This is a genomic window from Enterobacter sp. CRENT-193 (assembly GCF_002787395.1).
In the GTDB taxonomy this organism is placed as follows: domain Bacteria; phylum Pseudomonadota; class Gammaproteobacteria; order Enterobacterales; family Enterobacteriaceae; genus Enterobacter; species Enterobacter hormaechei_C.
Genome location: NZ_CP024812.1, coordinates 675,607 through 687,501, shown reverse-complemented (window position 1 = coordinate 687,501; position 11,895 = coordinate 675,607). Strand labels below are relative to the sequence as shown.

General features: G+C 58.3%; 10 protein-coding genes. 1 reads left to right on the top strand and 9 read right to left on the bottom strand.

Annotated features, from left to right (window positions below; all coding sequences use genetic code 11):
* Positions 1–15: 15 nt before the first annotated feature.
* The 4 genes from CU081_RS03400 to CU081_RS03385 are packed head-to-tail and all read right to left on the bottom strand — an operon-like array spanning position 16 to position 3,372.
* Positions 16–318: a PTS lactose/cellobiose transporter subunit IIA gene (locus tag CU081_RS03400; RefSeq protein ID WP_014168006.1), complete on the bottom strand. Its 303-nt coding sequence runs from the start codon at positions 316–318 to the stop codon at positions 16–18.
* 5 nt (positions 319–323) lie between these two features.
* Positions 324–1,700 (bottom strand): glycoside hydrolase family 1 protein, encoded by a 1,377-nt coding sequence (locus CU081_RS03395; RefSeq protein WP_022650104.1) that lies wholly within the window; start codon positions 1,698–1,700, stop codon positions 324–326.
* 17 nt (positions 1,701–1,717) lie between these two features.
* On the bottom strand, positions 1,718–3,046 hold the full coding sequence (locus tag CU081_RS03390) for a PTS cellobiose transporter subunit IIC (RefSeq protein ID WP_003861036.1): 1,329 nt from the start codon (positions 3,044–3,046) through the stop codon (positions 1,718–1,720).
* Positions 3,047–3,057: 11 nt separating this feature from the next.
* Positions 3,058–3,372, bottom strand: coding sequence for a PTS sugar transporter subunit IIB (locus tag CU081_RS03385; RefSeq protein WP_003861034.1), 315 nt, complete (start codon positions 3,370–3,372; stop codon positions 3,058–3,060).
* Positions 3,373–3,665: 293 nt separating this feature from the next.
* Between CU081_RS03385 and CU081_RS03380 the strand changes: the two genes are divergently transcribed.
* Positions 3,666–4,616 (top strand): LacI family DNA-binding transcriptional regulator, encoded by a 951-nt coding sequence (locus CU081_RS03380; RefSeq protein ID WP_003861033.1) that lies wholly within the window; start codon positions 3,666–3,668, stop codon positions 4,614–4,616.
* 48 nt (positions 4,617–4,664) lie between these two features.
* Here CU081_RS03380 and CU081_RS03375 read toward each other — a convergent pair whose 3' ends face one another.
* From CU081_RS03375 to CU081_RS03355, 5 genes are all read right to left on the bottom strand, one after another.
* Positions 4,665–4,961, bottom strand: a complete 297-nt coding sequence (locus CU081_RS03375) for a YicS family protein (protein ID WP_003861030.1) — start codon at positions 4,959–4,961, stop codon at positions 4,665–4,667.
* Positions 4,962–5,043: 82 nt separating this feature from the next.
* The gene (locus CU081_RS03370) at positions 5,044–6,201 is read right to left on the bottom strand and encodes a multidrug effflux MFS transporter (protein ID WP_022650105.1); all 1,158 of its coding nucleotides are present in this window, start codon (positions 6,199–6,201) and stop codon (positions 5,044–5,046) included.
* A 49-nt stretch (positions 6,202–6,250) separates the two neighbouring features.
* The gene (locus CU081_RS03365) at positions 6,251–7,615 is read right to left on the bottom strand and encodes an efflux transporter outer membrane subunit (protein WP_022650106.1); all 1,365 of its coding nucleotides are present in this window, start codon (positions 7,613–7,615) and stop codon (positions 6,251–6,253) included.
* The gene (locus CU081_RS03360) at positions 7,615–10,725 is read right to left on the bottom strand and encodes an efflux RND transporter permease subunit (RefSeq protein ID WP_100185456.1); all 3,111 of its coding nucleotides are present in this window, start codon (positions 10,723–10,725) and stop codon (positions 7,615–7,617) included. The genes CU081_RS03365 and CU081_RS03360 overlap by 1 nt, the downstream gene beginning before the upstream one ends.
* A complete protein-coding gene (locus CU081_RS03355) occupies positions 10,725–11,846 on the bottom strand; it encodes an efflux RND transporter periplasmic adaptor subunit (RefSeq protein WP_022650108.1) in 1,122 nt (373 codons plus the stop codon). The genes CU081_RS03360 and CU081_RS03355 overlap by 1 nt, the downstream gene beginning before the upstream one ends.
* Positions 11,847–11,895 lie beyond the last annotated feature (49 nt).

The following is an 11,895-nucleotide window of genomic DNA, read 5'->3' as shown; positions in this document are numbered from 1 at the left end:
TTATTTCGCCATAGACTATCTCTGATATAAATGAATAATCTCTTCAGATAATTCACGCGCTAATAGCGAATTCATTAAATGATCCTGCGCGTGCACCATAATTAATGTCATCGGCTGGCGGGCTTCGCCCGCGTCCTGCTCAATCAGTTTGGTCTGCATCTTGTGCGCCTGGCGCGCGTAGCCGTCGGCTTCGCGCAGCAGGCTTTTGGCCTCGTCAAGGTTGCCCTGGCGCGCCGCGTGCAGGGCTTCAAAGCACAGGCTGCGGGACTGCCCGGCGTTGACGATAATTTCCATTACGGCTTCTTCTAGTGCGATCATTATCTTTACTCTTTATCAAAACTATTATTTAAGGCGGTGGCGGCAAACCACTCTCCGCTTTTTTTAATGGTGCGCTGCTGCGTCTCTACATCGAGCTGAATAAAACCGTAGCGGTTTTTATACGCATTACACCACGACCAGTTATCAATAAACGTCCACATATGGTAGCCAAGGCAATTGCAGCCTTCGCTAATACCTTTGTGCAGCCACGATAAATGCTCAGAAATAAAATCAATGCGGTATTGATCGTTAATCTGGCCGTTTTCAATAAAGCGCTGCTCATTTTCGACACCCATGCCGTTTTCCGAAATAAAGCAGCGGGGGTTGCCGTAATGGTCGCGCAGGTTAACCAGAATATCGTAAATACCCGGCGCGTAGATTTCCCAGCCGCGGTACGGATTCATCTTGCGGCCCGGCATCTCGTAATTATCAAAGAACCACTCCGGCATAAACGGCGCCTGCGGGTTCACCGCGCTGTCGCGACACTTCACGCGACGCGGCTGATAGTAGTTAATGCCGAGCAGGTCGATTTTCCCTTCCGCAATCAGGAAGCCGTCTTCCGGCTTGCAGGCGGGCAGCTGATCGTAAGATTTCAGCAATGCCACCAGGTCGGCCGGATACTCCCCGCGCAGCACCGGGTCGAGGAAGCTACGGTTAAACATTAAATCCGCAATGTGCGCTGCCTTCACGTCTGCCGGGTTCCGGGAGCGCGGGTAAGACGGCGTCAGGTTCAGCACGATGCCGATCTCACCCGCGTAGTGCCCGGCGCGGTAGGCCTGAACCGCCTTCGCATGGGCCAGCACCGTGTGATACGCCACGGTGGCCGCCCGACGAAAATCCACCACGTTCGGATAGTGGAAGTCGTACAGATAACCGCCTTCCACCGGAACAATCGGCTCGTTGAAGGTAAACCAGTGCAGCACGCGGTCCCCGAACAGCTCGAAGCATATCTGCGCATAGCGGGCGTAAGCGTCCACTACGTCACGGTTTTCCCAGCCGCCAATTTCCTGCATCGCCATCGGCATGTCGAAATGGAACAGGGTGATAAACGGCGTGATGCCCTGTTCATTCAGCTCATCAATAACCTGATTGTAAAAATCGACCGCGTCCGGGTTCACTTCACCGATGCCGTCGGGGATCAGGCGCGCCCAGCTAATCGAGGTACGAAAGCTGTTGTGGTTCAGCTGTTTTAACAGCTGAATGTCCGTTTTCCAGTGCTGATAAAACGTGGAGGTGTGCTGCGGCCCCACGCCGTTGTGAAAACGGTTCGGCTCGCGGGCAAACCAGTAGTCCCACGTGGTTTCACCCTCTCGTGTCCCTTCCGTCTGGAGAGCGGAGCTTGCGCTGCCCCACCAGAAGTTATCGGGAAATGCGTATTTCATGACCCTTCCTCTTTGACTTAATTGCTTGTGGCTTCAGCGGCACCCACGGTTGCAGCCTGGGCTTTCTGCTCTTCGTTTTTAATCAGCGTACGCTCATAGGCGCGCAGGAACGGCAGGTACATCAGCGCCGACATCACCATGCAGACGAGGCACATCACCACCGGGCTCAGCGCCCAGTTCGCCGCCCACGAGGCGCCAATCGGCGCGGGCGTGGTCCACGGGGTTAACGAAACCACCTGAGCCAGCCAGCCGAGTTTAGTTGCGCCGTACGCCAGGCAGGCGTTGACCAGCGGAACGAACACGAACGGGATAAACAGCATCGGGTTCATGATGATCGGCGCGCCGAACAGAATCGGTTCGTTGATGTTAAAGAAGCTTGGCACAACGCCCATTTTGCCGATGGTGCGCAGATGGGTAACGCGGCTACGCAGCAGGAGGAACGCCAGCGGCAGGGTCGAGCCTACGCCGCCAATCAGCAGGTAGTGATCCCAGAAACCTTGCAGATAAACGTGCGGCAGCGCCGCGCCCGCCGCCAGTGCCGCCTGGTTTGCAGAGAGGTTCGCCATCCAGAACGGGTTCATGATGCCGGTGACAATCAGCGACCCGTGGATACCCGCGAACCAGAAGATCTGGCACAGCAGCACGGAGAGCAGAATCGCGGGCAGGGAGTCAGACGCCGACACCAGCGGCTCCAGCAGGTGCATAATCGCCTGCGGGATGATCATCCCGGTCTGCGCTTCAATGAACAGGTTCAGCGGGTGCAGCGTTCCGATCACCACCATCACCGGGATCAGGATCTCAAACGAACGCGCCACGCCGGTCGGCACCTCTTTCGGCAGGCGGATGGTGACGTTGTTCTGCTTCAGCCACGCGTACACGCGGGTGGAGTAGATCGCGGTGATAAGCGCAGTGAAGATCCCCTGGCCGGAGAGATACTGGGTCGAAATTTTGCCATCGGCATAGGGTGCTGCGACCAGCAGGAAGGCCATAAAGGCCAGCAGGCCGGACATCACCGGATCGAGGTTAAACTGACGCCCCAGGCTCGCCCCAATCCCCACCGAGATGAAGAAGGTCATCACGCCCATGCTGAGGTTAAAGGGCAGCATCAGCTGTTCGCGGTAGGTCTCGGAGAAATCCAGCCAGCCGCGGGCGAAGCTGTTGGTGGTATCCGCCGAAAACGGCGGGAAGATAAACACCAGCATAAACGAGCCGATGATCATAAACGGCAGCGCGGCGGTAAAGCCGTCGCGGATGGCAATCACATACTTTTGCTGACCCAGCTTCGCGGCCAGCGGGGTAATTGATTGCTCAATGACCGCGACCATAGATTGATATAACGAACTCATGTGAACACCTTTTAGTGTGCCGCTTCGATAAGCGACAGAGCATAGTCCAGTACTTTATCGCCACGCTGCATGCCGTAATCCATCATGTCGATGGGCTGCACCGGAATGCCTTGCGTCGCTGCCTTGTCTGAGAGTGTCTTTAACATGTATTTCACTTGCGGTCCGAGAAGCACCACCTGATAGTGCGGAAACTGCGTATCAAATTCGGATACGCCATACGCATCTATCTTCACGGGCAAGCCCCGTTCTTTTGCAACATCGATCATTTTGCTGACCAGCAGGCTGGTGGACATCCCGGCAGAGCAGCACAGCATAATCTTGAACATCGACAACCATCCTCAAAATGTAAAAAGTTATTGCGAGGATGATTGGACATTATACGGAAACCGGTTTCCATTCATAAAAGACAGAACTGTGACAACCATCAAGATCCCTTACTTATGAGGCTAATTAACCGGATGTGGGTCACATAATTTGGCTGTTTTGGCATCAAATTGAGTGGAAACGGAAAATCGGTTTCCATGGAAAACGGAAACGGATATACTCCGTTCTGGCTATAATGTGAGCCGTAGCGGTGATGGAAATTACAGACGCCAGTTGCGTCTGACAGGGGAGAGAGATGTCTACAATCAACGATGTATCGCGTCTGGCCGGGGTGTCCAAAGCCACGGTATCACGGGTGTTGAGCGGGTCGCGTGGCGTTAAAGAAGCCAGCCGCCAGGCTGTTCTGAAAGCGGTGGACGAGCTGAACTATCGTCCCAATGTGATCGCCCAGTCGCTGCTCAGCCAGTCGACGGGCTGCATTGGGGTGATTTGCGCGCAGGAAAACATTAACCAGACCACCGGTTACCTGTACGCGCTGGAAAAACACCTCAGCCAGCATCAAAAACATCTGCTGCTGCGTTTCGCACACACGAAAACAGAAGTGATGAACGCCCTTGAAGAACTCTCCTGCGGCTTATGTGATGACATTCTGGTGATTGGCGCGCGTTTCCCGCTGGACGTGGACATGGACAACGTGATTCTGGTCGACTGTATGGAAGCCGATAACGCCAACAGCATTCAGTTCGATCACGCGTTCGCGGCTGAAACGGCCTGCAACTATCTCACCAGCCAGGGGCGTCGCCAGATAGCGCTCATCCACCCGCACGGCAGCGGCTTTGCCGATCAGGTGCTGTTGGGTTACAAACATGCGCTGGAGAAAAACTTCCTGCCCTTTAATCGCAACCTCGTGTTTATGGACGCAACTTCATCGTCCGTTGCGCTTCAGGAATTACTCAACAACGCGTCCACGCTGAACTTCAACGCGCTGCTGGTGGCGGATGAGCAGGAAGCCCAGCGGGTGATCCCGCAGTTACAGGCGTTTAATAAATCGGTACCGGAAGACATCATGGTCTTTAGCCTCGGCGGTTCGCTGCATCTGCCGGGTATTCCGGTGATCCCGGCCATTGAGTATTCCATGGACGCCATGGCGGCGCGCATCGTGAGCTGGCTGACAGAGAAAACGCAGATGCTCGGGTCCTACGTTCTGCGCGGGGATTTGATTATTCCGGATGTGCGGAAGCGTTAAACGTGTGATGTAGGCCGGGTAAGCGCGGCGCCACCCGGCGCTCAACCCTCAGTAATCTTCCATACAATCCACCTGACTGACTGCATCCCAGTAGGCGTCCAGGTTGTCACGCTTCACGGCGGTGATGGCGTTTTTGATCAGCAGCTGATTGGCCTCAGACGACAAAATCATCGCCTGCCAGGCTTTATCGCTCTGCTTTTTCTGCGGGGTACAGGTTTTCTTCACATCTTTCAGGACCTGCTGTTTTATCTGGGCCTCTTTCTCCGGAGCGCTCTTCTCCTGCGCGTGAACAAACGCAGCGAAAATCAGGCAAACGAGCAGGCAAACCAGGTGTGCAGATTTCATCGAAACCTCCTTTGAAAGTCACATGCTTCCCCTGAAATATATCGTTACATTCATCAACGCGATTCAAGCCAAAAGTATGAATTTACGCATTCTGCGTGCGGGATCCGATCGCCAGTGCAATGCCATAGCTTACTAACACCGCGAGACTCATTTTCAGCATCGTTTCTCCGCCGATACCCGCGAGAGGCGCTGCGATCCCGCCGAATAAAAACATCAGCATGCCCAGAATGGCTGACGCTGTGCCGGACTCCTTCGTGTCGACTGCGCTCATCGCTTCTGAACCCGCAATGGTGCTGATCCCGCTGTTAAATGCGACGGTGAAAAAGAGTGCAACCAGTGCCGGAACGGAAAGCTGCATCCACGCAAAGAGCAATGTCAGCCCCGCGCAGGACAACGCCAGAACGAGGCCTGTTCGCATCAATCTTTCCGCCAGATGGCGGCGTGCCAGACGGGAGAAAATCAGCGCTGAGACGATCAGGCCGATACCGTTCACACCGAACAGCAGGCTGAACTGCATGGCGCTCAGGCCATACTCGTTTTGCATCACAAAGGAGGATGCCCCGATATAGGCGAACAGCCCCGCCAGCATGAAGGCCTGGATCAGGCAGTAGCGCATAAAGCGACGATTTTTAAGTACCGTCCTGGCGGTTTGCGTCAGCGATCCCCTGCCCTGTTTCTCTGTGAGGGACTCGCGGATAAAAAGCTGGCTGGCGATCAGCAGCGCCAGACCCGCCCCTGCCATTACCCAGAACAGCATCCGCCAGTCGAAATGCGACGCGATATAGCCACCGAGTACCGGGGACACCACGGGCGCGATGCCGTTGACCGTCATCAGTAGGGCAAAAAACTGCGTTAGCATCGTGCCATGATAGTTATCGCGGGCGATGGAGCGGGCAAGTACGGAGCCGCCCGCCCCGGCAACGCCCTGCACAAATCGCCAGCCGATCAGGGCGTAAATATTCTGCGTGCTGGCGCAAAGCACTGAAGCCAGTACAAACAGCAAAAGTGAGAACAGCAGCGGCGTTTTACGTCCGATGCGATCGCTTAGCGGGCCGAAAAAGAGTTGTCCCAGCCCCAGGCCAATCAGCGCCGAGGTAAGAGAAAGCTGCGTCAGCGTTGTGGAGGTGTTGAGCTGGGTGGCGATCTCCGGCAGCGCCGGAAGATAAAAATCGGAACACAGCGGCCCGATCGCCGTCAGCAGGCCAAGGATGGCCGCGAAAGAAAAAGAGACTTTTGCCATAGGTATTTACTCTGATGGCCGGGCAACGTTGCGCCGCCCGGCAGTGATGTTACTGAATCCCGCCGCCCAGCGATTGCCACAGCGTGATGCGGTTTTCCAGGTCGGTTTGCTGCAAGGCAATCAGTGATTCCTGCGCCGACCACAGCGACCGCTGCGCGGTGAGCACCGTCAGATAATCGCCCGCGCCAGCCTTGTAACTGCGCGTCGCCACATCCAGCGTTTTTTGCTCCGCCGCCACGTATTCACGCTGGGCATCAAGCTGTTCACTCAACGTTTCGCGCCGGGCCAGCGCGTCGGCCACGTCCTTGAACGCGCTCTGGATGGTTTTCTCATAGGTCGCAATTAACCCTTTTTTCTCGGCTTCCGCATAGCGCAGCTGCGCCATATTGTTGCCGCCGCTGAACAGCGGCAGGGTGATGGAAGGTGCAAACGACCAGACCTTCATCCCGTGGCTGAACAGGGACGACAGCGAATCGCTGCCGGCGCCCGCGCTGGCGGTGAGCGAGATGGTCGGGAAGAAGTTGGCGCGCGCCGCGCCGATGTTGGCGTTGGCGCTCAGCAGGTTGTGTTCCGCCTCCTGAATGTCCGGACGACGCAGCAGCGCGCTGGAGCTAACGCCCGCCGGGATCAGCGTGATGGCGTTGTCGCTCAGGCTCTCCAGCGTGCCGGGTAGCAGGTTCTCGGGCACCGTATCGCCCGCCAGCAGGTTGAGAGCGTTTTTGTCCTGCATCACCAGCGTCTGGTAGCTCGCCACGCTGGCGCGCGCCTGCTGGTAAACCGCCATCGCTTCACTGACGTCCGTTGCCGCTGCCACGCCTACTTCCTGCTGGCGCTTCACAATCTTGAGTGAGTTTGCGGCGCTCTCCAGGGTGGACTTCGCCAGCGCCAGATTGCTGTTATCCGCCGCCAGCGTCACCCAGGCCGTGGTCAGCTCGCTGACCATCGTCAGGCGCGTGTTCTGCGCGGTGAATTCGCTGGCAAGCCAGGTTTCACGCGCGGCACGCGACAGGCTCTGGTTGCGGCCAAACAGATCCAGTTCGAAGCTGGAGACCGCGCCGTTGGCTTCGTCACTTGTCGCGACACCGCTCGCCAGCGTGCGGCTGCGGGTGTGGCTCAGTTCCGCGTCCACCGTCGGGAACAGGGACGAGCGCGTTTCGCCATACTGGGCACGGGCGGCGTCGATATCCGCAATCGCTTTTTGCACGTCGCGGTTGCTGTTGAGCGCCATCGTCACCACGCTTTTCAACCGCGCATCATTCATCACCTGCTGCCACTGGCTCACCACGGCGTTGGCTTCGCCATGGGCGCCCGGCAACGTCGTCGGGACGGGGGCGTCCGGGCGCTGATACGTGGGATCTAATGACACACAGCCCGCGCTCAGCAGCGCTAACGTTAATACGGTTACACGAAACATTATGACCTCCGGTTTGCGTGCTTACCGGAGAACAGACGTTTCACCAGTACAAAGAATAAAGGAACAAAGAAGATGGCCAGCAGCGTCGCGGCCAGCGTCCCGCCGATAATACCGGTACCGATCGCCACGCGGCTGTTGGCCCCGGCGCCGGTGGCAATCGCCAGCGGCGTCACGCCTGCGATAAACGCCAGCGAGGTCATGATGATCGGACGCAGACGCGTCTGGGCGGCCCGCAGGGCGGCGCGCGTCAGGGAGTAGCCTTCGGCCACTTTGGCTTCGGCAAACTCGACAATCAGAATGGCGTTCTTCGACGACAGACCGATGGTGGTCAGCAGCGCCACCTGGAAATAGACGTCGTTGTTCAGGCCGCGCAGGGAGGCGGCAACCGCCGCGCCCAGCACCCCTAGCGGGATCACCATGATGACCGAAATCGGTACTGACCAGCTCTCATACAGCGCTGCCAGGCACAGGAACACCACCAGGATCGAGAGGGCATAAAGGCTCATCGCCTGGCCGCTCGCCAGTTTTTCCTGCAACGACAAACCGCTCCACGCCCATGTGCTGCCGGACGGCAGGCTGTTTGCCAACTGCTCCATTTTGCTCATCGCCTTGCCGGAGCTGGCGCCACTGGCGTTTTCGCCCTGAATCTCATACGCCGCCGAGCCGTTGTAGCGCACCAGGCTTTCCGGGCCGTACTCCCAGCGGGTGGTGGCGAAGGCGGAGAACGGTGTCATGGTGCTGTCGCTGCCGCGCACATACCACTTGTTGAGATCCGACGGCACGGCGCGATAGTCGCTGTCGCCCTGGATGTAGACCTTTTTCACGCGGCCGCGATCGATAAAGTCGTTCACGTAGGTCCCGCCCCAGGCGCTGGAGAGGGTGTCGGTGACGTCGCTCAGGGACAGCCCCAGCGACACGGCTTTGTTGTTATCGATATCCACCTGAAGCTGCGGCATCTGCGGCAGATCGTTGGCGCGCACGGCGTGCAGCGAGTTGTCCTGGTTGGCTTCGCCAATCAGCTGGTTACGCAGTTTCAGCAGCGCGTCGCGGTCGGTGCCGCCGCTGGCCATCAGCTCAAAGGTAAAGCCGTTGCTCTGGCCTAAACCATCCACCGCCGGGGGCGTCATGGCGAAAATTGTGGCATCCCGAATGGTGCTCAGCTCCTGCGTGGCGCGCAGGGCAATGGCCTGGGCGGTATTCTCATCGCCTTTGCGCTCTGACCAGTTTTTCAGGGAGACGAACGCCATCCCGGCGTTCTGGCCGCTGCCGCTGAAGCTGAAGCCTTCAATGGTGAAGATCACGTCGGTATTGGCTTTCTCTTTGGTGAGGAACCACTCGCGTACCTGGCGGCTTACCTCGGCGGTACGCACCGCGGTTGCGCCGGCAGGCAGGGTGTACTGCACCATGATTTCACCCTGGTCTTCGGTTGGCAGGAAGCTGCCCGGCAGTTTTAGCATGGCGAACCCCATCGCGCCGCAGAGCAGGGCGTAGATCACCAGCATGCCACCGGAACGGCGCAGGGCGCGCAGCACCTTGTTCTGATAGCTGTGCTCGGTCTTACTGTAGAAGCGGTTAAACGCGCCGAAGAAGCCCTTTTTGTGCGGAGCGGTGTGATTCAGGATCGAGCCGCACAGCGCGGGCGTCAGGGTCAGCGCCACCACCACGGAGAGGAACATCGCCGAAATAATGGTGACCGAGAACTGGCGGTAAATGACCCCGGTAGAGCCGCCGAAGAAGGCCATCGGCAGGAATACCGCAGAGAGCACCAGCGCAATGGCGATCAGCGCGCCGGAAATTTCGCCCATCGATTTTTCGGTCGCTTCCCGGGCGGGCAGCCCTTCGTCGCGCATAATACGCTCGACGTTTTCCACCACCACGATGGCGTCATCCACCAAAAGCCCTATCGCCAGCACCATCGCAAATAGCGTCAGGGTGTTGATGGAGTAACCGAACAGCGCCAGCACGCCGAAGGTGCCCAGCAGCACCACCGGCACCGCCAGCGCCGGGATCAGCGTCGCACGGATGTTTTGCAGGAACAGGTACATCACCACCACCACGAGGATAATGGCTTCGAACAGGGTCTGAATCACGTCCTCAACGGAGATCTTGATGAACTCGGTGCTGTCTTTCGGGTAGGCCACGTCGTAGCCTTCCGGCATCGACTTTTTGAACTCGGCGATCTTATCTTTTACCGCCGTGGCGGTGTTAAGCGCGTTGGCGCCCGGTGAGAGCATCACCGCCATACCCGCCGCCGGGTGGCCGTTCAGCTTCGCGGTGGCGGTGTAATCTTCGCTGCCCATCTCCACGCGCGCGACGTCGCTGATGCGCACCACCGCACCGTTGGACTGGCTCTTGACGATGATCTTTTTGAACTCATCGACCGTTTGCAGACGCGACTGAGCGCGGACGGTGGCGGTCAGCTGTTGGGCGTTCGACGAGGGCAGCGCGCCGATTTTACCGGCGGAAACCTGCACGTTCTGCGCTTCAATCGCGCTCTGCACGTCGGAGGGCATCAGCGAGTACGACGCCAGCTTCGCCGGGTCGAGCCAGATGCGCATCGCGTATTCTGCACCGAACACCTGTAGGCTACCGACGCCATCCACGCGCGCCAGCGGATCCTGCATATTACTCACCAGCCAGTCGGCGATATCCGAGCTGCTGGCGGTGTCGGTTTTGTCATATACGCCCATGATCAGCAGGAAGTTGCTCTGGGATTTTTCGACGGTGATCCCGGACTGCTGCACCTCGGTCGGCAGGCGCGATTCTGCCTGCTGGACTTTATTCTGCACCTGTACCTGAGCGGTGTCCGGATCGGTTCCCTGTTCAAACGTGACGTTAATGCTCACCGACCCGTCCGAGCTGCTGGTGGAGGTGAAGTAGAGCAGGTTATCCAGCCCGGTGAGCTGCTGCTCGATCACCTGCGTCACGCTGTTCTCCAGCGTTTGTGCGGAGGCGCCGGTGTAGGTGGCGGATATTTTGATCGACGGCGGGGCAACGTCCGGGTACTGCGCAACGGGCAGCGTGCGGATCGCCAGTATCCCGGCGAGCATGATGAGAATGGCGATAACCCAGGCAAAGACCGGGCGACGCACGAAGAAACGGGAAAACATCAGGCGTTTCCTCCGTTGGTTTTCATCTCTTCAGCTTTCACTTCCTGCCCGGCGGTGACTTTGTCGGTGCCTTCCACAATCAGCTTATCGCCAGCCTTCAAACCGCTCAGCACCAGCCATTTGTCGCCGTAAGTGTCACCCGTCTCCAGCTGACGCTGTTCGACCTTGTTGCTGGCGTTCACCACCAGCGCGGTGGCGGTGCCTTTGGCGTCGCGAGTGATGCCCTGCTGCGGGGCGAGGATCGCGTCATTCATGATGCCTTCATCCACTCTGGCGCGGACGAACATGCCCGGCAGAAGCTGATGCTGCGGGTTCGGGAAGACGGCGCGCAGGGTAACTGAGCCGGTAGACTCATCCACCGCCACTTCGGTCAGCGCCAGGCGGCCTTTTTCGCTGTAGCTGCTGCCGTCTTCGAGAATCAACGACACGTTCAGCGTATCGCTGTTGCTGGCGAGGGTTTGCTTGCGTAAACGCAGCAGATCGGCGCTGGAACGGGTTAAATCGACGTACATACTGTCCAGCCCGCGAATGGTGGCCAGCGCGGTATCCTGCTGGGCGGTCACCAGCGCGCCAGGAGTCACAGAGGAGATGCCGATACGTCCGGCAATCGGCGCGGTGACGGTGGTCCAGTTGAGGTTAATGCGGGCGCTTTCCAGCGCGGCTTTCTTTGACTCGACGCTGGCCTTGTCCTGCGCACAGGTGGACTTCGCGTCTTCCGCATCCTGACGTGATACGCCGTCGTCCTTCACCAGCTGCGCATAGCGTCGGGCTTTCTGGCAGTCGGCCTGCACCAGCGCCTGCGCCTGTTTCAGTGCGGCGGCAGCTTCATTATAAGCGGCGCGGTAGCTGGAAGGATCGATCTGATACAGCGCCTGCCCGGCCTTGACCGTATCGCCTTCGGTGAAGAGCCGTTTCTGAATAATGCCGCCCACCTGAGGGCGCACTTCGGCGCTCATCGCGGCGGCGGTGCGGCCGGTCAGCTCGCTAACGACGGACACCGGCTGGCTCATGAGTGTGACAATCCCCACTTCCGGAAGAGGACGTTGAGGAGCAGATGTTTGCGCATTATCGCACCCTGTCAGGAGGAGTAATGCTGCGATGGAGGTTGTTATGGTTTTCATAATCTTTTTCCAGGGTGAACGAAGCCTGCCCTGTTAATCGCTTAACAGG

What these genes read in the sequence shown, in the direction of transcription:
- CU081_RS03360 (WP_100185456.1), bottom strand. Translation starts at nt 10,725, where the DNA reads ATGTTTTCCCGTTTCTTCGTGCGTCGCCCGGTCTTTGCCTGGGTTATC.
- CU081_RS03355 (WP_022650108.1), bottom strand. Translation starts at nt 11,846, where the DNA reads ATGAAAACCATAACAACCTCCATCGCAGCATTACTCCTCCTGACAGGG.
- CU081_RS03380 (WP_003861033.1), top strand. Translation starts at nt 3,666, where the DNA reads ATGTCTACAATCAACGATGTATCGCGTCTGGCCGGGGTGTCCAAAGCC.
- CU081_RS03400 (WP_014168006.1), bottom strand. Translation starts at nt 318, where the DNA reads ATGATCGCACTAGAAGAAGCCGTAATGGAAATTATCGTCAACGCCGGG.
- CU081_RS03385 (WP_003861034.1), bottom strand. Translation starts at nt 3,372, where the DNA reads ATGTTCAAGATTATGCTGTGCTGCTCTGCCGGGATGTCCACCAGCCTG.
- CU081_RS03365 (WP_022650106.1), bottom strand. Translation starts at nt 7,615, where the DNA reads ATGTTTCGTGTAACCGTATTAACGTTAGCGCTGCTGAGCGCGGGCTGT.
- CU081_RS03375 (WP_003861030.1), bottom strand. Translation starts at nt 4,961, where the DNA reads ATGAAATCTGCACACCTGGTTTGCCTGCTCGTTTGCCTGATTTTCGCT.
- CU081_RS03390 (WP_003861036.1), bottom strand. Translation starts at nt 3,046, where the DNA reads ATGAGTTCGTTATATCAATCTATGGTCGCGGTCATTGAGCAATCAATT.
- CU081_RS03395 (WP_022650104.1), bottom strand. Translation starts at nt 1,700, where the DNA reads ATGAAATACGCATTTCCCGATAACTTCTGGTGGGGCAGCGCAAGCTCC.
- CU081_RS03370 (WP_022650105.1), bottom strand. Translation starts at nt 6,201, where the DNA reads ATGGCAAAAGTCTCTTTTTCTTTCGCGGCCATCCTTGGCCTGCTGACG.